The following is a 23,761-nucleotide window of genomic DNA, read 5'->3' as shown; positions in this document are numbered from 1 at the left end:
GGCGGCAGGGCTCAAGCGTGCCATGGCGCCGCACCCACCAGGGTGTTAGCCCGTGGGCCGCAGCACGCGCCGCATCGCGCGGTGCGGGATGCCCGCCTCCGGGTACTCCGGGCCGTACGCCTCGTAGCCGAGCCGCTCGTAGAAACCCAGTGCGTGCGTCTGCGCGTGCAGGTCCACCGCCGCGAGCCCGCGCGCGCGTGCCGCGTCCTCGATGGCCCGCACCAGCGCCACTCCGATGCCGAGGCCGCGCGCCTCCTGGGCCACCGCGAGCCGGCCGAGCGAGCCCACCGCCGGGTCGCCGCCGGTCTTCGCCGCGGCCGCCTCCCCGTGCAGCAGCCGCCCGGTACCCAGCGGCACCCCGTCCTCGCGGACGGCGAGGACATGCACGGCCACCTCGTCGTAGGCGTCGTACTCGATGTCCTCGGGCACGCCCTGCTCGCGGACGAAGACCTCCTTGCGGACCGCGAAGCAGGCCTCCCGGTCGGCGCGCTCCTCGGCGACGCGCACCTCGTACGCGGGCGTGCTGCTCATCCGTACGTCTCCTCACGGACCTGGTCGAGGGCCTTCTGCAGGTCGGCAGGGTACTCGCTGGCGAACTCGACCCACTCCCCGTCCCCAGGGTGCTCGAAGCCGAGCCGCACGGCGTGCAGCCACTGGCGGGTCAGATGCAGGCGCTTGGCGAGCGTCGGGTCGGCGCCGTACGTCAGGTCGCCGACGCAGGGGTGGCGGTGGGCGGACATGTGGACCCGGATCTGGTGGGTGCGGCCGGTCTCCAGCTTGACGTCGAGGAGGGAGGCGGCGCGGAAGGCCTCGATCAGGTCGTAGTGCGTGACGGACGGCTTGCCGTCGGCGGTGACCGCCCACTTGTAGTCGTGGTTGGGGTGGCGGCCGATGGGGGCGTCGATGGTGCCGCTGGTCGGGTCGGGGTGGCCCTGGACGAGCGTGTGGTAGCGCTTGTCGACCGTGCGCTCCTTGAACTGGCGCTTGAGCGAGGTGTACGCGCGCTCCGACTTGGCGACCGCCATCAGCCCGGACGTGCCGACGTCGAGGCGGTGCACGATGCCCTGGCGCTCGGCGGCGCCGGAGGTGGAGATGCGGTAACCGGCCGCGGCCAGGCCGCCGATGACGGTCGGACCGCTCCAGCCGGGGCTGGGGTGCGCGGCGACTCCCACCGGCTTGACGATCACGACCACGTCGTCGTCGTCGTGCACGATCTCCATGCCCTCGACCGGCTCCGCGACGATCTGCACGGGCGCGGCAGCCTGCGGCATCTCGACCTCGAGCCAGGCCCCGCCGTGCACCCGCTCGGACTTGCCGACCACCGAGCCGTCGACCATGACCTTCCCCGCCGCGGCGAGCTCGGCGGCCTTCGTACGGGAGAAGCCGAACATGCGGGAGATGGCGGCGTCGACACGCTCGCCCTCCAGGCCGTCGGGCACGGGCAGGGTACGGATCTCGGGAATCGTGCTCACCCGTCGAGTATGCCGGACGGGTCGGACACCCCCGACCGCGCGCTCAGTCCTTGTGGACGGTGCCGTCCGGGTCGAGTCCCCGGAACGACAGCAGCACGATCAGGATGCCGCCGCACACGATCGCCGAGTCGGCCAGGTTGAAGACGGCGAAGCCCTTGGGCGAGATGAAGTCGACGACCGCGCCCTCGAAGACGCCCGGCGAGCGGAAGATCCGGTCGGTGAGATTGCCGAGAGCGCCGCCGAGGAGCAGGCCGAGCGCGATCGCCCAGGGCAGGCTGTAGAGCTTGCGGGCGAGCCGGGCGATCACGACGATCACGGCCGCCGCGATCACCGTGAAGATCACGGTGAAGGCCTCGCCGAAGCCGAAGGCCGCGCCCGCGTTGCGGATCGCCTCGAGCTTCAGCCAGTCCCCGATGAGCTGGATCGGCGCGTGGTGCTCCAGCTTGGCGACCACGATCATCTTGCTGCTCAGGTCGAGGGCGTACGCGAACGCGGCGACCGCGAACAGCACGGCGATACGGCGCCTGCCCCTGGGGTGTGCGGTGCCGCCCTGCTCCGGCTCGGTCCCCGCCGTGTCCGGGGTGTCCGGGGTACCGATGATGCGCTCCGCCTCTGCCACGTGAGTCCCTCAACCTAGATACTCGACTGAGGACGAGGGTACGACACGCCCACCCTGCCCCTCAGTACCGGCGTTCCTGCTTCTGCTTGCACTCCACGCAGAGGGTGGCGCGCGGGAATGCCTGCATACGGGCCTTGCCGATGGCGTTGCCGCAGTTCTCGCACAGGCCGTAGGTGCCGGCGTCCAGTCGCTGCAGGGCGCGCTCGGTCTGGGTGAGCATCTCGCGGGCGTTGGCCGCGAGGGCCATCTCGTGCTCGCGCGTGATGTTCTTGGTGCCGGTGTCCGCCTGGTCGTCGCCCGCGCCGTCGCCGGAGTCGCGCATCATGCCCTGGATCGCGCTCTCCGAGGAGCTGATCTCCTCCTTCAGCCGGGTCATCTCGGCCAGCAGTTCCGTGCGCGCCTCCTCGACCTCCTGAGGGGTCCAGGGGTCCTCGCCGGGGCGTACGGCGAGCTCGCCGGGCTCCACCGCGGCTACTCGCGCCTTGGGTACGGCTGTCTTGGCCGCCGTGGCCGTGCCTGGAGTCTTCTTCGCAACCACAGTCGTGGCTCCCGTCTCCTCCGCGGCCTGCGCCGCACCCACCGTTTTGGCCGTACTCTTCCTGCCCACCCGCTCCGCCCCCGCGCCCTTCCCCCGAGCCCCCTTCGTACCCCCGCCCGCCTTCCTCACCCTTTCCTTGCCTACGCCGGCCCCGGCCATGCCTTCGCCTGCGTCGGGCTTCGCAGCCGCGTGTTTCGCTGCCGCGGGCTTAGCGGTCGAGGGTTTTGCTGCGGCGGACTTAGCGGTCGCGGGTGCCGGGGACGCGGACTTCGCTGCAGCGGGCCTCGCGGACGCGGATTCCACTGCGGCGGTCTTCTTGGCCGCGGCCTCGGCGGGCTCAGTCTTCTTGGCTGCGGGTTCCGAGGCCGTGGTCTTCTTGGCAGCGGCTTTGGCGGGCGCGGTCTTCTTGGCCGGGCCCTTCGCGGTCGCTGGCTCCGCTGCCGCGCTCTTCTTGGCCGCGGCTTTGGCAGTTGTAGTCGTGGTCTTCTTAGCCTCGGGTTCCGCGGTCGCGGACTCCGCTGCCGTGGTTTTCCTGGCCGCGGCCTTGGCGGGCGCCCTCTTCCCGGCCACGCTTTTCGCGGTCGCGGACCCGGCGGGCGCGGTCTTCCCGGCCGCACTCCTCGCGGGCGCCCTCTTCCTCGCCGCGCTCTTCGTTGCCTCGTTCTTCCCGGTCACAGTCTCTGCGGCCGCAGCCTTCCCCGCCGCGGTCTCCGCGGCCGCACTCTTCGCAGCGGCGGTCCTCTTCGTCGCGCTCGTCCTGGTCGCACGCTTTCCACCCCCGGTCCCCGCGGCCACGCCCGCCTCAGCCCCGGACTTTCCGGCCCCGCCCTTCCCCGCCGCGCTCTTGGCGGCGCCCTTCCCACCCGTGCTCCGCGAAGCCTCCGCCCCCTTCGGCGTGCTCTTCTTCGCCGACAGCGACTTGGCCGGGCTCCCGGCAGTCCGCTCGGTGTCCCTGCCCGGCGCAGCCGTAGCCCTCTTCTTGCCGCCCGCCGCGCTCCCCTTGCCGGCAGCCTTCTTGTGGCTCTGAGCCGACAGTCCAGGTGTCCTGGCGGCCCCCGGGCCCTCGCCCACCACTTCCCGGACCGTCCTCACCAGCCCCGTGGCGTGTGCCGCTCGGGCCGCGCCGTCGGTGGCCTGTTCGGACGCCGACTGCTGTACGGCGGTCTTCTTAGCCACCATGGCCGCGGCCCCTTCACATATTGTGATCTTGCACGCGAATCGTGCTGGGACGATAAATCGACTTGTGACCCGCGGCAACGGGGCACACCCCCCGATTCGCCCGGCTCACGCACGCCGCTCCGCAAGCCTTCATGCGTTGTGCCCAGCTCCCCGCGGGGTAATCCGCCGGACGCCCCGTCCCAGGATGCGAACAGGCGTACCGCCCCATTCGGGTCATCCCCGATCCCCCGGCACCCGCACCCCCAGGTACCCGGAAAAGCGGTCGGACGCTGTCCTCGGGGCGCCGTACACTGGGCGGAGCGAAAAGCATGGATGGGGACGAGTAGCGGCGTACGCAGCCCAGAGCGACCCGGGGACGGTGGAAGCCCGGGGGCGAGCGCGACGCGAAGATCACCCCGGAGCCGCCGGAAGAAAGCCGCAGCCGACAGGCAGCGGCGAGTAGAACCGGTATCGCGACCCCAATGAGGGGGCTCACCGACGCACACCCCGCGTCGGCGGGCCAAGGAGGGTGGTACCGCGGGAGCGCGCCGACACCGGCGTACGGATGGATTCGGCTCTCGTCCCTCCGGACGGAAGGCAGCAAGTCCGCCGGAGGAAGCTCGCTGATGACAATGCCGACGTACCGCCAGGTGCCCGCCCAGGTCGACCTGCCCGCGCTCGAGCACGCCGTGCTCGACTTCTGGCGCGAGCAGAAGATCTTCGCCAAGACCCTGGAGCAGTCCGAGGGCCGCCCCGAGTGGGTCTTCTACGAGGGCCCGCCCACCGCCAACGGCATGCCGGGCGCCCACCACATCGAGGCGCGCGTCTTCAAGGACGTCTTCCCCCGCTTCCGCACCATGCGCGGCTACCACGTGGCCCGCAAGGCCGGCTGGGACTGCCACGGCCTCCCGGTGGAGCTCGCGGTCGAGAAGGAACTCGGCTTCACGGGCAAGCGGGACATCGAGGCGTACGGCATCGCCGAGTTCAACGCCAAGTGCCGCGAGTCGGTGACCCGCCACACCGACGCCTTCGAAGAGCTCACGACCCGCATGGGGTACTGGACCGACCTCACCGACCCCTACCGCACGATGGACCCCGAGTACATCGAGTCGGTCTGGTGGTCGCTCAAGGAGATCTTCAACAAGGGCCTGCTGGTGCAGGACTACCGCGTGGCCCCCTGGTGCCCGCGGGACGAGACGGGCCTGTCCGACCACGAGCTGGCGCAGGGCTACGAGACGATCGTGGACCCCTCCGTGTACGTCCGTTTCCCGCTCACCTCCGGTCCGCTGGCCGGCGAGGCCGCGCTCCTGGTGTGGACGACGACCCCCTGGACGCTGGTCTCCAACACGGCCGTCGCCGCGCACCCCGACGTCACCTACGTCGTGGTCACCGACGGCACGGAGAAGCTCGTCGTCGCCGAACCGCTCGTCGGCAAGGCCCTCGGCGAGGGCTGGGAGACGACCGGGGAGTCCTTCTCCGGCACGGACATGGAGCGCTGGACCTACCAACGTCCGTTCGAGCTCGTCGAGTTCCCGGAACCGGCCCATTTCGTCGTCAACGCCGAATACGTCACGACCGAGGACGGTACGGGCCTGGTCCACCAGTCCCCCGCCTTCGGTGAGGACGACCTCAAGGTCTGCCGCGCGTACGGCCTGCCCGTGGTCAACCCGGTCCGCCGGGACGGCACCTTCGAGGAGGACGTCCCGCTGGTCGGCGGCGTCTTCTTCAAGAAGGCGGACGAGAAGCTCACCGAGGACCTCCAGCAGCGCGGCCTGCTCTTCAAGCACATCCCGTACGAGCACAGCTACCCGCACTGCTGGCGCTGCCACACCGCGCTCCTCTACTACGCGCAGCCGTCCTGGTACATCCGCACCACGGCCGTCAAGGACCGCCTGCTGCAGGAGAACGAGAACACCAACTGGTTCCCGGACACGGTCAAGCACGGCCGGTACGGCGACTGGCTGAACAACAACATCGACTGGGCGCTGTCCCGCAACCGCTACTGGGGCACCCCGCTGCCCATCTGGCGCTGCGAGGACGACCACCTCACCGTCGTCGGCTCCCGCGCCGAGCTCACCGAGCTGACCGGCAGCGACCAGTCCGAACTGGACCCGCACCGCCCGTACATCGACGACGTCACCTTCGACTGCCCGAGCTGCGCCAAGACGGCCACGCGCGTGCCGGAGGTCATCGACGCCTGGTACGACTCGGGTTCGATGCCGTTCGCGCAGTGGGGCTACCCGTACAAGAACAAGGACCTGTTCGAGGCCCGCTACCCGGCGCAGTTCATCTGCGAGGCCATCGACCAGACCCGCGGCTGGTTCTACACGCTGATGGCCGTCGGCACCCTGGTCTTCGACAAGTCCAGTTACGAGAACGTCGTCTGCCTGGGCCACATCCTCGCCGAGGACGGCCGCAAGATGTCCAAGCACCTGGGCAACATCCTGCAGCCGATCCCGCTGATGGACCAGCACGGCGCGGACGCGGTGCGCTGGTTCATGGCGGCCGGCGGCTCACCGTGGGCGGCACGCCGCGTGGGCCACGGCACCATCCAGGAGGTCGTCCGCAAGACCCTCCTGACGTACTGGAACACGGTCGCCTTCCAGGCCCTGTACGCCCGCACCTCCGACTGGGCGCCCAGCGAGGCGGACCCGGCCCCGGCCGACCGCCCGGTCCTGGACCGCTGGCTGCTGAGCGAGCTGCACGCGCTCACCGACCAGGTGACCCAGTCCCTGGAGGCCTACGACACCCAGCGCGCCGGCAAGCTGCTGTCCGCGTTCGTCGACGACCTGTCCAACTGGTACGTCCGCCGCTCGCGCCGCCGCTTCTGGCAGGGCGACAAGGCGGCGCTGCGCACGCTGCACGAGGTCGTGGAGACGGTCACCAAGCTGATGGCCCCGCTGACGCCGTTCATCACCGAGCGGGTCTGGCAGGACCTGATCGTGCCGGTCACCCCGGGCGCCCCGGAGTCGGTGCACCTGTCGACCTGGCCGGAGGCGGACCTCTCCGCCATCGACCCGGAGCTGTCGAAGCAGATGGTCCTGGTACGGCGGCTGGTCGAACTGGGCCGTGCCACACGCGCGGAGTCGGGTGTGAAGACCCGTCAGCCGCTGTCCCGTGCGCTGGTCGCCGCGTCCGGCTTCGACACGCTCGACCGCGAACTGCACGCGCAGATCACGGAGGAGCTGAACGTCAGCTCGCTCGCCTCCCTCTCCGAGGTCGGCGGCAGCCTGGTCGACACCACCGCGAAGGCCAACTTCCGCGCCCTGGGCAAGCGGTTCGGCAAGCGCGTCCAGGAGGTCGCGAAGGCCGTGGCGAACGCGGACGCGGCCGCGCTGTCCCTGGCCCTGCGCGAGGGCACGGCCTCGGTCGAGGTCGACGGCGAGACGATCGCCCTCGCCCCGGACGAGGTGATCATCACCGAGACCCCGCGCGAGGGCTGGTCGGTGGCCTCCGACTCGGGCGCCACGGTCGCCCTGGACCTGGAGATCACCGAGGAGTTGCGGCAGGCGGGCCTCGCCCGTGACGCGATCCGGCTGATCCAGGAGGCCCGCAAGAACAGCGGCCTCGACGTGGCGGACCGTATCGCCCTGCGCTGGACGTCCACGGACCCGGCGGTCATCGCCGCCCTCACGGAGCACGCCGGCCTGATCGCCGACGAGGTCCTGGCGACGGACTTCGCCCAGGGCGAGGCCGACGTGTCCTACGGCGAGCCGTTCACCGACGAGGGCCTGTCCCTGGCGTTCCGCCTGCGCAAGGCGTAACCGCACCGGCAACACTGATCAACACGCACAAAAGGGTGGGGCCCCGGACCGAAGTCCGGGGCCCCACCCTTTTTGAACGCCGCCGACGGCTATCGCGTACTACTGACCATGCGGGCCCGTCAGTTGTCGTCCTCGTCGATCAGGAACCCGCGCATCGGCGAGGGAGCCTGGCCCATCGGGGACGGGCCCTGCGGCCGGACCGGAGCCATCGGCTGAGTCATCGCCGGGGACATCTGCTGCTGGCCGCCGTAGGACGGGGCAGCGGGGCTCGGCGCACCGCCCATGGTCTGGTTGCCGCCGTACGACGGGGCGCTCGCGCCGGCCGGTGCCATCGAGGGCGCCGGGGACGGCGGCAGAGACGCGGTCGCCGGGGTACGCGGCGGAGCCAGCGAGTCGTCGGCCTGGGTCTCCAGCTGACGCAGCTGGGACTCGAGGTACGACTTCAGACGCGTGCGGTACTCGCGCTCGAAGCCGCGCAGGTCCTCGACCTTGCGCTCCAGCGTGGCGCGGGCGGACTCCAGGGAGCCCATCGCGACGCGGTGCTTCTCCTGCGCGTCCCGCTCCAGCGCGTCGGCCTTGGCACGGGCGTCGCGCTCGAGGCCCTCGGCCCGCGAACGCGCCTCGCCGACAATCTTGTTGGCCTCGGAGCGGGCCTCGGCGATCGCCTGGTCGGCGGTCTGCTGGGCCAGCGAGAGGACTCGGGCGGCGCTGTCGCCACCGGGGCCCTGACCGGGGCCGCCCATCGGACCGCCCATGGGGCCGCCCATCGGACCGCCCATCTGCTGCTGCATGGGAGGCTGGCCGCCCATCGGGCCCTGGCCCATGGGGCCCTGACCCATCGGACCCTGGCCCATCGGACCGGGACCCTGCGGACCACCCTGACCACCGCCGGGACCGGCGGGCAGCTGCGGGGCACCGCTCGGCAGCTGGGGCGGGCCACCCATGGGGCCCCCCATCTGCTGCGGCGGGCCCGATATGCCGGCGGGCACGGGACCGCCCGGACCGCGCATGCCCTGCTGCGGGTGCTGCTGGGGATGCTGCTGGTCCTGCGGGCCGGGACCACCAGGTCCACCGGGCCCACCAGGACCGCCGGGACCCTCCGGGGGCTTGCGCATGTTCTGCTGATTCTGGGCAGCGGCACGCGTGGCCGCGGCCAGTTTGGCGCGCAGATCCTCGTTCTCGCGGAGCAGGCGGGTCAGTTCGGCTTCGACCTCGTCGAGGAAGGCATCGACCTCGTCCTCGTCATAGCCTTCTCGGAGGCGGACGGTCGTGAACTGCTTGTTCCGCACGTCCTCGGGGGTCAACGGCATCTCTTCACCTCAACGTAGTCGTCGGCATTCGGCAAGACGGTAGGTCACATCGCTCATCACAGCCGGCTCACGATCGAGATCAGGATGTAGACGATGATCATCAGTACGAAGAAGGACAGGTCGAGCGCCACGCCCCCGAGACGCAACGGCGGGATGAACCGCCGCAGAAGCTTGAGCGGTGGATCAGTGACAGTGTAGGTGGCCTCCAGAACGACCACCATCGCCTTGCCGGGTTGCCATGAGCGGGCGAACTGGAAGACGTAGTCCATGACCAACCGGAAGATGAGCACGATGAGGAAGCACATCAGCGCGATGTAGATCACATCCAGAACCACGCTCATGACTCGTGCTTCCCTCTCCCCTGTTTCCGTGCTGCCGGGTACTGCTTTCTACCGCTGATTCCGGTCGTGCGTCTCAGCTCTGGTTGAAGAACCCGCCCTCTGCGATGCGGGCCTTGTCCTCCGCCGTGACATCGACGTTAGCAGGCGACAACAGGAACACCTTCTGCGTCACCCGCTCGATGCTGCCGTGAAGACCAAACACCAAACCGGCCGCAAAGTCGACAAGTCGCTTCGCGTCTGTGTCATCCATCTCAGTCAGATTCATGATCACCGGGGTGCCCTCACGGAAGTGTTCCCCGATGGTACGGGCCTCGTTGTAGGTCCGCGGGTGAAGCGTGGTGATCCGGTAAGGCTCTCGTTCCGACACGACCTTGGGCATGATCACCGGTGCGTTCTTCTCCAGGCTTGCGCGTTCTTGTGTGATGGACGCCACGGGCGCGATGCGCGCCGGACGACCGGATTCCGCGGGTAGCGAAGCGGAACGGGCAACCGGTTCACGCGTCACCGGCGGCTGTACGATTCGTACCTCTTCGTCCCTTTGGGACTGATGTGCCACATGCTGCTGGTGGGACGGTTCGTGTCGCCGATGGTCCCGTTCGGGCTCGGGGTCCAGTTCGGGTTCGAAGTCGTCATCGGGGTCGAATCCCCGGCCGTCGTACCCATCGTCCTCCACGAGGCCGAGGTAGACCGCCATCTTGCGCATCGCGCCGGCCATGCTCTGAGTCCTCCGCTCTGTGGTGGATCGACCGACTACCGCCAAGTGCCCGCGATCCACGAGGTCGTTCGCCCGCCTTCGGCGACATTGACCATATTTTCTGCTGTGGTCCGACTTCCTGGCGACGTTACCCGAGCCTGGGGCGGACTCCGAGTACCGCGGTACCGACGCGTACATGTGTCGCCCCGGCCGCCACGGCCTGCTCGAGATCCGCACTCATGCCTGCCGAGACCATGTTCGCAGCCGGATGGGTTCGGCGCAGGTCGGTCGACAAATCCATCAACCGCTCGAACGCCGCCAGTTCACGTCCCGCATACTGCCCGGTGAGCGGCGCGACGGTCATCAGACCGTCCAACCGCAGACCCGGCGCACGGGCGACCGCCTCGCCCAACTCTTCGATTCCGTCGGGCCCGACGCCCCCGCGCTCGCCGCGCCCGCCCTCATCGGCGTCCAGCGCGACCTGCAGCAGGCAGCCGATCTCGCGCTCCTGCCGCACGGCCTCCTTGGAGAGCGCCGTGACGAGCCGCACGCGGTCGACGGACTGCACTAGGTCGGCATAACCGACCACGGAACGAACCTTGTTGGTCTGCAACTGACCCACAAAGTGCCAAGTCAGCGGCAGATCCGAGCATTCCGCGGCCTTGGGCGCCGCGTCCTGGTCCCGGTTCTCCGCCACGTGCCGCACCCCCAGCTCGGACAGGATCCGCACGTCGCTCGCCGGATACGTCTTGGTGACCACGATCAGGGTCACCTCCTCGCGCGCCCGCCCGGCCGCCTCGCAGGCGTCGGCGATGCGACGCTCCACCTTCGCCAGGTTTGCGGCGAGTTCGTCCTTTCGACCCGTCATGTCCCTCAGTCCAGCCAGACATATCCCGCGAGTCGCCCCGTGGTGCGATCGCGGCGGTACGAGAAGTGATCGCCCGACTCCAGCGTGCACACCGGCGACTGCTCCCGGTCGCGCACCCCGAGCCGTTCGAGCTGGGCGTGCACACCGGCGGTCACGTCGACCGCGGGAGTGCCCCAACTCGTCTCGGAGTGCGCCGCCGGCTCGACGGCGGCCACCTCGGCGCGCATCTTTTCCGGGACTTCGTAGCACCGGCCGCACACCGCGGGTCCGGTGCGGGCCACGATCCGGCCCGGCTCGGCGCCGAGTCCGGTCATGGCGCGTACGGCGGCGGGGACCACCCCGGCGACCATGCCGGGTCGGCCCGCGTGGGCCGCGGCGACGACACCGGCGACCGGGTCGGCGAGCAGGACGGGCGTGCAGTCGGCGGTGAGGACGGCGAGCGCGAGACCGCGCCGCGTCGTGACGACGGCGTCGGCCTCGGGCACGGGACGGTCGCCCCACGGTTCGTCGACCACGGCCACCTCCGCCCCGTGCACCTGGTCCATCCAGACCACCCGCGCCGCGTCGAGGCCCAGGGACTTGGCCGCCAGCTCGCGATTGGTCCGTACGGCCTCGGGGTCGTCGCCGACCGCGCCGCCGAGGTTGAGCTCCTCGTACGGAACGGCGCTCACCCCGCCCCACCGGTCGGTGAAGGCGAAGTGCGCGCCGCCCGCTGTGCTCGTTCGGGAGCGTTGTCCTATCACTTCAGGAAGTCCGGCACGTCCAGCTCCTCGGCGCCGTTGTCCGCGTAGGACCGCGACGGCGGGACCGGCGGGGCGACCGGGATGTCGTTCGCCGGCTCGGGCGCGGGCTCCGGGTCCTCCTTCGGCGTGACGCTGCCGAGCGAGCCGAAGGACGGGCGGCTGTTCTCGGACGGCCGTACCGGAGTGGGCTCCTCGCGGCGGGCCGAGGTCGAGGACGAGCCGAGGACGTTGTCCCGCTTGGAGGGCGGCTGGCCACCGTCGAAGCCGGCCGCGATCACGGTGACCCGCACCTCGTCGCCGAGGGCGTCGTCGATCACCGCGCCGAAGATGATGTTGGCCTCGGGGTGGGCGGCCTCGCTGACCAGCTGGGCGGCCTCGTTGATCTCGAACAGGCCGAGGTCGGAGCCGCCGGAGATGGAGAGCAGCACACCGCGGGCGCCGTCGATGGACGCCTCGAGGAGCGGGGAGGAGATCGCCATCTCGGCCGCGGCCACCGCACGGTCGTCGCCGCGGGCCGAGCCGATGCCCATGAGGGCCGAACCGGCCTCGGACATGACGGACTTGACGTCGGCGAAGTCGAGGTTGATCAGGCCGGGCGTGGTGATGAGGTCGGTGATGCCCTGGACACCGGAGAGCAGCACCTGGTCGGCGGACTTGAAGGCGTCCAGCACCGAGACCTGGCGGTCCGAGATGGACAGCAGCCGGTCGTTCGGGATGACGATGAGGGTGTCGACCTCTTCGCGGAGTTCGGCGATGCCGTCCTCGGCCTGGTTGGCCCGGCGCCGCCCCTCGAAGGTGAACGGGCGGGTGACCACGCCGATGGTGAGGGCGCCCAGGGTGCGGGCGATGTTGGCCACGACGGGCGCGCCGCCGGTGCCGGTGCCGCCGCCTTCACCGGCCGTCACGAAGACCATGTCGGCCCCCTTGAGGACCTCTTCGATCTCCTCGCGGTGGTCCTCGGCCGCCTTGCGGCCGACGGCCGGGTTGGCTCCGGCGCCGAGTCCGCGCGTCAGTTCGCGACCGACGTCGAGCTTGACGTCGGCGTCGCTCATCAACAGCGCCTGCGCGTCGGTGTTGATGGCGATGAACTCGACGCCCTTGAGACCGACCTCGATCATCCGGTTGATGGCATTGACACCACCGCCGCCGACACCGATGACTTTGATGACTGCGAGGTAGTTCTGCGGTGCTGCCACGTCGAAGGCCTCTCGCCTCGAGTTACGTGTCGTCCTCTCGCGGGTCTTGCCGCGGTCGTACGACTGATGCCGAATGGGACGGTCCGTACGCCGACCCGAACCCTAACGTTGAAGTTTAGGGTTACCAGTGTGTCTGTTCGCTGGACTCTTCCGAACAGGACACTAAGTCGACACGTGGCGCACGTTCAACGAACACGCCGAACCTCCCGTTTTTCTTTTCACCCTATGTGATCAGCCATAGCGCTGCCCAACCAGGGTGCTGGCCTGCGCGGATGTGCGTCAACTCCCCGATGACGCAGGGGCGGTGGGAACCGAGACGTCGAAGTGCCGCGCATCCGGCGCCGCTTTCATGAGAGCGGTGAGCGTACGGGCCTTCTCCGCGCCCTTCTCACCGCTTCCCCAGGCGACGGTCCGGCCGTCGCTCAACTCCAGTGAGATGTCGTCGTAGGAACGCACTTTGACGGCATCGGTGCGGCGGGCGACGGAGGGCGGAACGGCGCCGACCACGCGTACCGCTTCGCGCACCAGACCGTCCTCGCCGAAGCGCCGCAGACTCGCGGCCGACGAACCCGAGGAGTGAACCGCCAATTCCAGTGCGGGAACGGCTTTGGGGGCCTGGGAAACCGTGGCGAAACGGACACCCTTCTCGTCCACTTCGATGAACTTTCCGCCTTTTCGCACCATCAGAACCGGAGTGCGCTCAACCACTTTCAGGCCGATTCCATGGGGCCAGGAGCGAACCACGTCAACCGTGTCGATTCGGGGCAGTTTGCGGCGCAGACGCGACTCAATCCCGTTGGTGTCCACGGAAATCAGCGGTTGCCCGACGGGAACGTCGGCCGCCTCGCGCACCTCCGCGGGTGTCAGGACCCGGGTGCCGGAGACGGACACCCGCTCCACGCGCGCCCATTGGGAGCCGTACAACACCCAGAGCGCGCCCGCCCCGAGAAGAACGAGCGCGATGCCAAGAATGATGATCGTACGAGGACGGGGCGCTCTCCACCTCAACCGCCGTACCGGAGACGGGCCGGACGACTCCTGCTGGCGTTCACCGCGCTCGGCGGTGGTCGGTCCGGCCACGCTTCCTGCCCTTCGACTACCTCGGGTTACGGTCGCTAGCGGCGTGCACGGCCGGCCGAGACCGCCTCGTACACCATGCCGACGAGCAGGTCGTCGGCGTCCCGGCGGCCGAACTCCGCGGCCGCGCGGGACATCTCGTACAGCCGGTGCGGGTCGGCGAGCACGGGCAGTACGCTCGCCCGCACCCAGTCGGGCGTCAGCTCCGCGTCGTCGACCAGCAGTCCGCCGCCGGCCTTGACCACCGGCTGGGCGTTCAGCCGCTGTTCGCCGTTGCCGATGGGCAGCGGGACGTAGGCGGCCGGAAGCCCGACGGCGGAGAGTTCGGCGACGGTCATCGCGCCCGCACGGCAGAGCATCATGTCGGCCGCGGCGTACGCGAGATCCATCCGATCCAGGTAACTTACCGGGATGTACGGGGGCATTCCCGGCATCTGTTGTACATGCGGCAGTTCGTTCTTCGGGCCGACCGCGTGCAGGATCTGGATGCCGGCCTGCTGGAGCCAGGGCGCGACCTGCTGGGTCACCTCGTTGAGCCGGCGGGCGCCCTGCGAGCCGCCGGAGACCAGCAGTGTGGGCAGGTTGGGGTCGAGGCCGAACGCCGCACGGGCCTCGGGGCGTACGGCGGCCCGGTCCAGCGTGGCGATCGTGCGGCGCAGCGGGATGCCGATGTAGCGGGCGTCGCGGAGCTTGCTGTCCGGGGTGGAGACGGCGACGCGGGCCGCGTAGCGCGAACCGATCTTGTTGGCGAGGCCGGGGCGGGCGTTGGCCTCGTGGATGACGATCGGCACACCGAGGCGCTTGGCGGCGAGGTAGCCGGGCAGCGCCACATAGCCGCCGAAGCCGACGACCGCGTCCGCCTTGGTGCGCTCCAGGATCTGCTCGGTCGCCTTGATCGTGCCGCGCAGCCGGCCCGGGACGGTGATCAGTTCGGGCGTCGGCCTGCGCGGCAGCGGCACCGCCGGGATCAGCGCGAGCTCGTAGCCCCGCTGCGGAACGAGCGTGGTCTCGAGGCCGCGCTCGGTGCCCAGGGCCGTGATCCCCACGGTCGGGTCCTGCCTGCGAAGTGCGTCCGCGAGGGCGAGCGCGGGCTCGATGTGGCCGGCGGTCCCCCCACCGGCGAGTACGACATGCACCGAAATTCACCGCTCTCCGGACGACCGCGCCGCTAGGCGCGCCGTCGCATCGTGTTCCATCTCCGAGGCCCCCGGTTCCGCACGGTGCCTCCCGCCCGCTTTCTACCAAAGCGAGATTGCCGCGCGGAAAGCGCCATCCGCGCAGCGGGCTCGTCACGCGCGAACGCGATCAGCAGCCCGATGGCGAACATGGTCGGCAGCAGGGCGGATCCTCCGTAGGAGAACAGCGGGAGGGGGACGCCGGCGATCGGCAGCAGGCCGAGCACCGCACCGATGTTGATCACCGCCTGAGCGGTGATCCAGGTGGTCACGCCTCCCGCGGCATACCTGACGAAGGGGTCCTCCGTACGTCCGGCCACGCGGATACCCGCATAGCCTAGAGCCGCGAACAGGGCGAGCACCGACAGTGTCCCCGCCAGGCCCAGTTCCTCACCGGTGACGGCGAAGATGAAGTCCGTGTGCGCTTCCGGGAGTTGGCCCCATTTTTCCACACTCGCACCGAGCCCGGATCCGAAGATTCCGCCCGATGCGAGGGCGTAGATCCCGTGCACGGCCTGCCAGCAGTCGGCGGGGCCCGACTGCGGTGAGGTGGCGCCGATGCAGGACAGGCGGGCCATGCGGTTCGGGCTGGTCTTGATGAGGATCACACCGATGAGGCCGGCGACCGACAGCACGCCGGCGAACAGCCGCGTCGGCGCACCGGCCAGCCACAGCAGGCCGAACAGGATCGCCGTCAGGATGATCGCCGTACCCATGTCGCCGCCGAGCATGATCAGCCCGAGCAGCATGAAGGCGACCGGCACGAGCGGCACCAGCATGTGCTTCCACTGGTTGAGCAGCTTCTTGTCCTGTTTGCGGGCCATCAGGTCCGCGCCCCACAGCACCAGCGCGAGCTTGCCGAACTCGCTGGGCTGGATCTGGAAGGAGCCGCCGAGCGAGATCCAGTTCTGGTTGCCGTTGACCGACATCCCTATCCCCGGCACCTGCACCAGCGCCATCAGGAAGACGGCGCCCGCGAGGATCGGATAGGCGAGCGCCCGGTGCAGTTTGACCGGCATCAGCGAGGCGATCAGCAGCAGGACACCGCCGATGACGGCGGCGAGCAGCTGCTTGCGGAAGAAGTACGAGCCCGGCAGCGACATCTGCAGCGCGGTGATCTGGGAGGCCGAATAGACCATCACCAGTCCGAGGACGGTGATCAGCAGGCTGCCGCCGAAGATCAGGTAGTACGCGGTCAGCGGCCGGTCCCAGGCCTTGCGGGCATTGATGTAGAGCCGCATCACGGGGTTCTCGCGCGGCGCCCGGGAAGCGGCGGGGCGTTTGGCGGCCCGCTGCACGGGCGGCCGTCCGGTACGGCTACTGGGCATCAGCGCCTCCGCTGCGTCGGTCAGGAGCCGAGTTCGCGAACCGCCTCCGCGAACGCGTCACCGCGCTTGTTGTAGTTGGCGAACATGTCCATGGAGGCGCAGGCCGGGGCCAGCAGCACCGTGTCGCCCGCGGACGCGAGCCGCCGGGCCTCCTGGACAGCCGCGAGCATCGCCCCAGTGTCGGTCCGGTCGAGGTCGACGACGGGTACTTCCGGCGCGTGTCGCGCGAGGGCTTCGCGGATCAGGGCGCGGTCCCGGCCGAAGAGCACGACACCGCGAAGCCGCTTTGCCGACTTGGCGACCAGCTCGTCGAAGGTCGCGCCCTTGGCGAGCCCGCCGGCCATCCACACGATGGACTCGTACGCCGCCAACGAGGCTTCCGCGGCGTGGGTGTTGGTGGCCTTGGAGTCGTCGACGTAGGCGACGCCGTCGACGTCGGCCACGTGCGCGATGCGGTGCGCGTCCGGGGTGAAGTCGCGCAGACCGTCGCGTACGGCCGCGGCGGGCACCCCGAAGGCGCGCGCGAGGGCCGCGGCCGCGAGGGCGTTGGCGATGTTGTGCGGGGCCGGCGGGTTGACGTCGGAGACCTCGGCGAGCTCCTGGGCGTTCTGCTGCCGGTTCTCCACGAAGGCGCGGTCGACCAGGATGCCGTCGACGACGCCGAGTTGGGAGGGGCCGGGGGTGCCGAGGGTGAAGCCGATCGCCCGGCAGCCCTCCTCGACGTCGGCCTCGCGCACCAGGTCCTCGGTGGCCTTGTCGGCCGCGTTGTAGACGCAGGCGACGCGATTGCCCTCGTAGACACGGCCCTTGTCGGCGGCGTAGGCCTCCATCGAGCCGTGCCAGTCGAGATGGTCGGGTGCCAGGTTCAGCACGGCGGCGGAGTGGGCGCGCAGGGAGGGCGCCCAGTGGAGCTGATAGCTCGACAACTCCACTGCCAGGACGTCGTACTGCTCCTCGCCGAGGACCACGTCGAGCAGGGAGACGCCGATGTTGCCGACGGCGGCGGTGCGCAGTCCGGCGGCCTTGAGGATGGAGGCCAGCATCTGCACGGTGGTGGTCTTGCCGTTGGTGCCGGTGACGGCCAGCCAGGGAGCGGCGTCCGGGCCGCGCAGCCGCCAGGCGAGTTCGACGTCGCCCCAGATCTCCAGGCCGGCTTGACGGGCGGCAGCGAACAGCGGCTTGTCCGGCTTCCAGCCCGGTGTGGTGACGACGAGTTCGGTGCATTCCGGCAGGGTCGCGCCGTCACCGAGGCGCACCGTGATGCCCAGTGCCTGAAGTTCGGCGGCCTGTTCACGCGCGCGTGCGTCGTCGCCGTCGTTGACGACCGTGACGCTCGCCCCGCGCGCGTGCAGCACCTTGGCCGCCGGGATGCCCGAGACGCCGAGTCCGGCGACGGTGACGTGCCTGCCCTGCCAGTCGGTCACTTGTCCGCTGCCCATCCCGCGTAGAAGAGACCCAGTCCGACGATCACGCAGATGCCCTGGATGATCCAGAAGCGGACCACCACCAAAACTTCGGACCAGCCCTTGAGTTCGAAGTGGTGCTGAAGCGGCGCCATGCGGAAGACGCGCCTGCCGGTGAGGCGGAACGAGCCGACCTGGATGACCACCGACATGGTGATGAGGACGAACAGGCCGCCCATGATGGCCACCAGCAGCTCGGTGCGCGAGCAGATGGCGAGGCCGGTGAGGACGCCGCCGAGGGCGAGCGAACCCGTGTCGCCCATGAAGATCTTGGCCGGCGAGGTGTTCCACCACAGGAAGCCGAGGCAGGCGCCCATCAGCGCGGAGGCGATGACCGCGAGGTCGAGGGGGTCGCGCACCTCGTAGCAGGCGCCCGGGTTGGTGAGGGTCTGCGCGTTGGCGCAGGACTCCTGGAACTGCCAGACGCCGATGAAGGTGTAGGCGCCGAAGACGAGGACGGAGGCGCCGGTGGCGAGGCCGTCCAGACCGTCGGTGAGGTTCACGCCGTTCGACATGGCGAGGATCATGAACAGCGCCCAGACCACGAACAGGATCGGGCCGATCTTCCAGCCGAAGTCGGTGATGAACGAAAGCTTCGTGGAGGCCGGGGTGTTGCCGCGCGCGTCCTGGGCCTGCAGGGCCAGCACGGCGAAGGAGATGCCGACGATCAGCTGGCCGGCCATCTTCGCCTTGGCGCGCAGGCCGAGCGAGCGCCGCTTGACGATCTTGATGTAGTCGTCGAGGAAGCCGACCAGGCCCATGCCGACCATCAGGCCGAGCACCAGGATGCCCGAATAGGTGGGCGGGTAGCCGGTGATGAGCTTGGACAGGAAGTAGGCGGCGACCGTCGCCAGGATGAAGGCGATACCGCCCATGGTCGGCGTACCGCGCTTGCTGGCGTGCTCGCGCGGGCCGTCGTCCCGGATGTACTGGCCGTAGCCCTTGCGGGCCAGGAGCTTGATCAGCAGCGGGGTGCCGACCAGGGTCAGAAAGAGGCCAATGACTCCCGAGAACAGGATCTGCTTCATCATCGGGCGGCAACCTCACCCTCGGCACCGGTCGCGAGCAGCGCCTGGGCGACACTCTCCAGACCGACCGAACGGGACGCCTTCACGAGCACGACGTCCCCCGGGCGCAACTCGCTGCGCAACAGGTCGACAGCCGCCTGTGCGTCGGACACGTGCACCGACTCCTCACCCCACGAACCCTCGTTATATGCGCCCAGTTGCAGCCAGGACGCTTCCCTGCCCCCGACCGCGACGAGCTTGCCGACATTGAGCCGGACGGCGAGCCGTCCGACCGCGTCGTGCTCGGCGAGCGCCTCGTCCCCGAGCTCGGCCATCTTGCCGAGCACCGCCCAGGTCCGCCGCCCCCTGCCCATGGCCACGAGCGCGCGCAGAGCGGCCCGCATGGACTCGGGGTTGGCGTTGTAGGCGTCGTTGACGATGGTCACGCCGTCCGGTCGCTCGGTGACCTCCATACGCCAGCGGGAGAGGGAGCCCGCCTCGGAGAGCGCGGTGGCGATCTCTTGCGCGGACATGCCCAGCTCATGGGCGACGGCGGCCGCGGCGAGCGCGTTCGACACGTGGTGCTCACCGTACAGGCGCATGGTCACATCGCTTGCACCGGAGGGTGTGCGAAGCCTGAAGGCGGGCTGTCCGGTGTCCGTGAGTCGCACGTTCTCGGCGCGTACGTCCGCTTCGTCGGCCTCTCCGAATAGGACCACCTTCGCCTTCGTACGGGATGCCATGGCCCGTACGAGGGGGTCGTCCGCGTTGAGGACCGCGGTGCCGCCCTCGTCCGACGACGGGAGGGACTCGACGAGTTCGCCCTTGGCCTGTGCGATCTGCTCCCGGCCGCCGAACTCGCCGATGTGGGCGGTGCCGACGTTCAGGACGAGGCCGATCCTGGGGGGCGTCAGACCCGCGAGGTAGCGGATGTGGCCGATGCCGCGGGCGCCCATCTCCAGGACGAGGAACTTCGTCTCCTCGGTGGCGGTCAGCGCGGTCAGCGGCAGTCCGATCTCGTTGTTGAGCGAGCCGGGCGTCCACACGGTGGGCGCCTTGCGCTGCAGCACCTGGGCGATGAGGTCCTTGGTGCTGGTCTTGCCCGCGGAGCCGGTGAGGGCCACGAGCGTGGCGCCGAGGCGTCGTACGACATGACGGGCGAGGGCACCGAGCGCCGTCTGCACGTCCTCGACGACGATCGCGGGCACGCCGACGGGGCGCGACGCCAGCACGGCGACCGCGCCCGCGTCCACGACCTGCTGGGCGAAGTCGTGGCCGTCCACTCGTTCGCCGACGAAGGCGACGAACAGGCTGCCGGGCTCCACCTCGCGGGAGTCCCGGACGACCGGAGCGGTGACCTGGACGGACGGATCCGGTATGTCGTGCGTCTGCCCGCCGACGACTTCTGCGATCTCGGCGAGAGAGAGGGCGATCACAAGTTCATCCCTGGGTCTTCTGGATAGCTTCGCGAAGCACCTGGCGGTCGTCGAAGGGACGGACCACCCCGGCGATGTCCTGGCCCTGCTCGTGGCCCTTGCCCGCGACCAGCACGGTGTCCCCGGGCTGCGCGCGGGCGACGGCGGCGGCGATCGCGGCGGCCCGGTCCTCGAAGACCTGGACCTCGCCACGTTCGTGTGCTGGTACGGACGCCGCGCCCACGAGCATGGTTGCAAGGATCGCGAGGGGGTCCTCGGAGCGGGGGTTGTCGGAGGTCAGTACGGCCGTGTCGGCAAGGCGCGCCGCCGCGGCGCCCATCGGTTCCCGCTTGGTCTTGTCGCGGTCCCCGCCGCAGCCCAGCACGATGTGCAGGCTGCCCTCGGTGACCTTGCGCAGGGCGCGCAGCACCGATTCGACGGCGTCGGTCTTGTGGGCGTAGTCGACGACCGCGAGATACGGCTGCCCGGCGTCCACGCGCTCCAGGCGTCCGGGCACGCCCGGCACGGCGGCGACGCCGTCGGCGGCGGTCTGCGGGTCGAGGCCCGCGGCGGCGAGCGCGACGATCGCGGCGAGGGTGTTGGCGACGTTGAAGGGGCCCGGCAGCGGCGACTTGGCGTGGATCCGCTCGCCCTGCGGGCCGATGGCGGTGAAGGTCGAGTCCAGCCGGCCGATCTCGACGTCCTCGGCGCGCCAGTCGGCGTCCGGGTGGCCCTCGGCGGAGAAGGTGACGACCGGGACGCCGGCCTCCTTGGCGAGCCTGCGGCCGTACTCGTCGTCCACGTTGACCACGCCGAGTCTGCTGCGTTTCGGCGTGAACAGCTGCGCCTTGGCCTGGAAGTAGTCCTCCATGTCGGAGTGGAACTCCATGTGCTCCGGGCTCAGGTTGGTGAAGACGCCGATGTCGAAGACGCAGGCGTCGACCCGGCCGAGCACCAGGGCGTGGCTGGAGACCTCCATGGCGACCGCCTCGACGCCGCGTTCGCGCATGACCGCGAACAGGGCCTGCAGGTCGGTGGCTTCGGGGGTGGTGCGCTCGGACTTGATGCGCTCGTCACCGATGCGCATCTCGACCGTGCCGATGAGCCCGGTGTTGTTCTTGGTCCGCAGGCCGCCCTCGACGAGGTAGGCGGTGGTGGTCTTGCCGGAGGTGCCGGTGATGCCGATCTGGAGCAGGTCCCGGCCGGGGTGGCCGTAGATCGTCGCCGCCAGCTCGCCCATCTGTCCGCGCGGGTCGTCGACGACCAGGACCGGCAGGCCGGTCGCGGCGGCGCGCTCGGCGCCGGTGGGGTCGGTCAGCACGGCGACCGCGCCGAGGCCGGCGGCCTGGGTGACGAAGTCGGCGCCGTGCATGCGGGCGCCCGGGAGGGCCGCGTAGAGGTCTCCGGGGCGCACCGCGCGCGAGTCATGGGTGATGCCCGTGACCTCGACGGTGTTCTGCGCGGTCTGCGGCCGTGCGGCGCCCAGCTGATCGGCGAGCTCCCCGAGGGGTGTGGCGGAGACCTGTACCGGCCTGGGCGGCCCCGGATATGTCACGGATGCGCCCTTCTGGGTGGTTTGGGACTGATCAGCGTGTGGCACGGCGGTGAGCGTACCGGGCCCACCCGCCTGCGGGCGAAGCGAGGGCCCCGGGGCCGGCTCTCCGGACGGGGGCGGCATCGGGTTCCCGGGATCGGGAGTGATCATGGTCACGGAGCGTTCCTGGCTGTTGCGCTGATCAGGGCTTGAAGGTGACGGGAAGGTTCGCGGGCTTGGCCCCGGTGGGCGGGACCTGAAGGGTCTTCAGGGCGAACTCCATGACCTGCTTGAAGATGGGTCCGCAGATCTGGCCGCCGAAGTAACTGCCGCTCGTGGCGTTCTGGATGGCGCAGTAGACGGTCACCCGGGGGTTGTCCGCGGGCGCGAATCCGGCGAAGGAGGAGGTGTAGCCGCGGTACTTGCCGGTGGCCGGATCCACGCGGTTGGCCGTACCCGTCTTGCCCGCGACCCGGTAGCCGGGGATGCGCGCCTTGGTGCCGGTTCCCTCCTGGTCGTCCACGACCGACTCCAGCATCTGCGCGAGGGTCTTCGCCGTCTTCGCGCTGACGACCCTGTTCTTCCTGGGCTTCGGGGCCGGTGCGAAGCGCCCGTCGGGTCCCTTGGTGCCGCGCACGAGGGTGGGTTCGACGCGTACGCCGCCGTTGGCGATGGTCGAGTAGACGCTGGCCGCCTGCAGTGCGTTGAGGGACACGCCCTGGCCGAAAGGAATCGTGTACTGCTGCGAGGTCGACCACTTGTCCGGCGGGGCGAGGATGCCCTTGGTCTCGCCCGGGAAGCCGAGGCCGCTGTACTCGCCGAGGCCGAACTTGCGCAGGTACGAGTAGAGGACCTTGTTGGCCTGCGCCTGGGTCTTGCCGAGCTGCCCGGTGGCCAGGATGGTGCCGATGTTGCTGGACTTGGCGAGCACGCCGTTGAGCGTCAGGTTCCAGGTCTCGTGGTCGATGTCGTCCTTGAAGAGCCGGTCGCCGCGGTGCAGCCGGTTCGGCACGACGACATGCGTCAGCGGGGTGGCGACGTTCTGCTGCAGCACGGCCGCCATCGACATGATCTTGGCGGTGGAGCCGGGCTCGAAGGCGTCCTCGACGGCCCAGTTGTGCAGGGCCTTCGAGCTGGCCTTGGACAGGTCGTTCGGGTCGAAGCCGGGCGCGTTGGCCATGGCGAGGATCTCGCCGGTCCGGGTGTCCTGCACTATCACGTAGCCGCGGTCCGCCTTGGACTCCTTGACCTGCTTCGTGATCGCGTTCTGGGCGGCCCACTGGATGTCGCGGTCGATCGTGAGTTCCACGTCGCTGCCGGGCACGGCTGGGGTCTCGGTGGAGCCCACGGTGGGTACCAGCCGCCCGCCGGACTGGGCGTAGCGGATCTTGCCGTCCTTGCCGGCCAGTTCCTTGTCGAACTGCTGCTCGACGCCGCCGCCGCCCTTGCCGTCGTCGTTGACCCAGCCCAGTATCCCGGCGGCGAGGTCCCCGTTGGGGTACACACGCTTGTTGCTGGGGTCGGCGAAGACGCCGGCCAGGACGTTGACCGTGGACTTGTCCGTCTCGCCCTTGGCGGTGAGGGCCGACTTCAGGTCCTTGATCTGCGTCCACACCTGCGGGGTCTGGCGGCGGGCGAGCAGGACGTAGCGCGACTCCTTGTTCCTGGGCCGCAGCTTCTTGACGATCGACTGCTGGTCGACGCCGAGGATCGGCGCGAGGAGCGCGGCCGCCTGCTCGGGCCCGTCGTCGATCTTCAGCTGGTCGCGGGTGAACATCGTGGGGTCGGCCGTGAGGTCGTAGGCGTCGACGCTGTTGGCGAGAGCCACGCCGTTGCGGTCGGTGATGCCGCCGCGCTCGGCGGTCAGGACGTGGCCGACGTAGCGGTTCTGCTCGGCCTTGGCGGCGTACGAACTCGCGTCCACGGCCTGCACCTGCAGCAGCCGTACGACGAAGGCGATCAGCACCAGGGTGAGCGCCAGGGAGACCATCCGCAGCCGGGGGCGGGCGCTGCCCAGCCGGAGGATCTTCGGGGCCCCGGGGCGGCCCGGCGCCGGGCG

18 protein-coding genes and 1 pseudogene are annotated in these 23,761 nt (G+C 70.0%); 1 reads left to right on the top strand and 18 read right to left on the bottom strand.

Features of this window, described 5'->3' with window-relative positions:
- Positions 1 to 45: 45 nt before the first annotated feature.
- The 4 genes from JYK17_RS36980 to JYK17_RS41405 form a co-directional block, all read right to left on the bottom strand.
- Positions 46 to 531 carry a GNAT family N-acetyltransferase gene (locus JYK17_RS36980; protein ID WP_108013399.1) on the bottom strand — a complete coding sequence of 162 codons (486 nt, stop codon included), beginning with the start codon at positions 529 to 531 and terminating at the stop codon, positions 46 to 48.
- Complete coding sequence (locus JYK17_RS36975; protein WP_108013398.1) at positions 528 to 1,472, bottom strand: RluA family pseudouridine synthase; 945 nt, start codon at positions 1,470 to 1,472, stop codon at positions 528 to 530. Before JYK17_RS36975 ends, JYK17_RS36980 begins: the two co-directional genes overlap by 4 nt.
- A 43-nt stretch (positions 1,473 to 1,515) precedes the next feature.
- Positions 1,516 to 2,091, bottom strand: a complete 576-nt coding sequence (gene lspA / locus JYK17_RS36970) for a signal peptidase II (protein ID WP_108013397.1) — start codon at positions 2,089 to 2,091, stop codon at positions 1,516 to 1,518.
- Positions 2,092 to 2,152: 61 nt separating this feature from the next.
- The gene (locus tag JYK17_RS41405) at positions 2,153 to 3,304 is read right to left on the bottom strand and encodes a TraR/DksA family transcriptional regulator (protein ID WP_234548446.1); all 1,152 of its coding nucleotides are present in this window, start codon (positions 3,302 to 3,304) and stop codon (positions 2,153 to 2,155) included.
- 1,109 nt (positions 3,305 to 4,413) lie between these two features.
- Between JYK17_RS41405 and ileS the strand changes: the two genes are divergently transcribed.
- Complete coding sequence (gene ileS / locus JYK17_RS36960; RefSeq protein WP_222812099.1) at positions 4,414 to 7,551, top strand: isoleucine--tRNA ligase; 3,138 nt, start codon at positions 4,414 to 4,416, stop codon at positions 7,549 to 7,551.
- 119 nt (positions 7,552 to 7,670) lie between these two features.
- On the opposite strand, the gene JYK17_RS36955 is transcribed toward ileS, so the two are convergent.
- From JYK17_RS36955 to JYK17_RS36890, 14 genes and pseudogenes are all read right to left on the bottom strand, one after another.
- Positions 7,671 to 8,861: a DivIVA domain-containing protein gene (locus JYK17_RS36955; protein WP_108013394.1), complete on the bottom strand. Its 1,191-nt coding sequence runs from the start codon at positions 8,859 to 8,861 to the stop codon at positions 7,671 to 7,673.
- Between the two features lie 56 nt (positions 8,862 to 8,917).
- Positions 8,918 to 9,202, bottom strand: a complete 285-nt coding sequence (locus JYK17_RS36950) for a YggT family protein (RefSeq protein WP_016435858.1) — start codon at positions 9,200 to 9,202, stop codon at positions 8,918 to 8,920.
- 73 nt (positions 9,203 to 9,275) lie between these two features.
- On the bottom strand, positions 9,276 to 9,917 hold the full coding sequence (locus JYK17_RS36945; protein ID WP_016435857.1) for a cell division protein SepF: 642 nt from the start codon (positions 9,915 to 9,917) through the stop codon (positions 9,276 to 9,278).
- A gap of 127 nt (positions 9,918 to 10,044) precedes the next feature.
- Complete coding sequence (locus JYK17_RS36940; RefSeq protein ID WP_108013393.1) at positions 10,045 to 10,764, bottom strand: YggS family pyridoxal phosphate-dependent enzyme; 720 nt, start codon at positions 10,762 to 10,764, stop codon at positions 10,045 to 10,047.
- A gap of 5 nt (positions 10,765 to 10,769) precedes the next feature.
- A complete protein-coding gene (gene pgeF, locus JYK17_RS36935) occupies positions 10,770 to 11,507 on the bottom strand; it encodes a peptidoglycan editing factor PgeF (RefSeq protein WP_108013392.1) in 738 nt (245 codons plus the stop codon).
- Entirely contained in the window at positions 11,504 to 12,703 is a 1,200-nt protein-coding gene (ftsZ, locus tag JYK17_RS36930; RefSeq protein WP_108013391.1) for a cell division protein FtsZ, read from the bottom strand. Before ftsZ ends, pgeF begins: the two co-directional genes overlap by 4 nt.
- 279 nt (positions 12,704 to 12,982) lie before the next feature.
- Positions 12,983 to 13,783: a cell division protein FtsQ/DivIB gene (locus JYK17_RS36925; RefSeq protein ID WP_108013390.1), complete on the bottom strand. Its 801-nt coding sequence runs from the start codon at positions 13,781 to 13,783 to the stop codon at positions 12,983 to 12,985.
- Between the two features lie 35 nt (positions 13,784 to 13,818).
- Positions 13,819 to 14,916: an undecaprenyldiphospho-muramoylpentapeptide beta-N-acetylglucosaminyltransferase gene (gene murG, locus JYK17_RS36920; RefSeq protein WP_108013389.1), complete on the bottom strand. Its 1,098-nt coding sequence runs from the start codon at positions 14,914 to 14,916 to the stop codon at positions 13,819 to 13,821.
- A 6-nt stretch (positions 14,917 to 14,922) separates the two neighbouring features.
- A pseudogene (gene ftsW / locus JYK17_RS36915) lies at positions 14,923 to 16,283 on the bottom strand (putative lipid II flippase FtsW).
- Between the two features lie 20 nt (positions 16,284 to 16,303).
- The gene (murD, locus tag JYK17_RS36910; RefSeq protein WP_128803305.1) at positions 16,304 to 17,722 is read right to left on the bottom strand and encodes a UDP-N-acetylmuramoyl-L-alanine--D-glutamate ligase; all 1,419 of its coding nucleotides are present in this window, start codon (positions 17,720 to 17,722) and stop codon (positions 16,304 to 16,306) included.
- Positions 17,704 to 18,777 (bottom strand): phospho-N-acetylmuramoyl-pentapeptide-transferase, encoded by a 1,074-nt coding sequence (gene mraY, locus JYK17_RS36905; RefSeq protein WP_108013386.1) that lies wholly within the window; start codon positions 18,775 to 18,777, stop codon positions 17,704 to 17,706. Before mraY ends, murD begins: the two co-directional genes overlap by 19 nt.
- Positions 18,774 to 20,189 carry a UDP-N-acetylmuramoyl-tripeptide--D-alanyl-D-alanine ligase gene (locus tag JYK17_RS36900; protein ID WP_108013385.1) on the bottom strand — a complete coding sequence of 472 codons (1,416 nt, stop codon included), beginning with the start codon at positions 20,187 to 20,189 and terminating at the stop codon, positions 18,774 to 18,776. Before JYK17_RS36900 ends, mraY begins: the two co-directional genes overlap by 4 nt.
- Before the next feature lie 4 nt (positions 20,190 to 20,193).
- Positions 20,194 to 21,723: a UDP-N-acetylmuramoyl-L-alanyl-D-glutamate--2,6-diaminopimelate ligase gene (locus JYK17_RS36895; RefSeq protein ID WP_128803303.1), complete on the bottom strand. Its 1,530-nt coding sequence runs from the start codon at positions 21,721 to 21,723 to the stop codon at positions 20,194 to 20,196.
- Between the two features lie 181 nt (positions 21,724 to 21,904).
- The coding region (locus tag JYK17_RS36890; RefSeq protein WP_222812098.1) for a peptidoglycan D,D-transpeptidase FtsI family protein at positions 21,905 to 23,761 on the bottom strand (1,857 nt) is incomplete at its 5' end.

Source organism: Streptomyces plumbidurans, from assembly GCF_019857225.1.
In the GTDB taxonomy this organism is placed as follows: Bacteria; Actinomycetota; Actinomycetes; order Streptomycetales; family Streptomycetaceae; genus Streptomyces; species Streptomyces plumbidurans.
The sequence above is the reverse complement of the archived record's forward strand: the minus strand, read 5'-3'. Positions and strand labels throughout refer to the sequence as shown.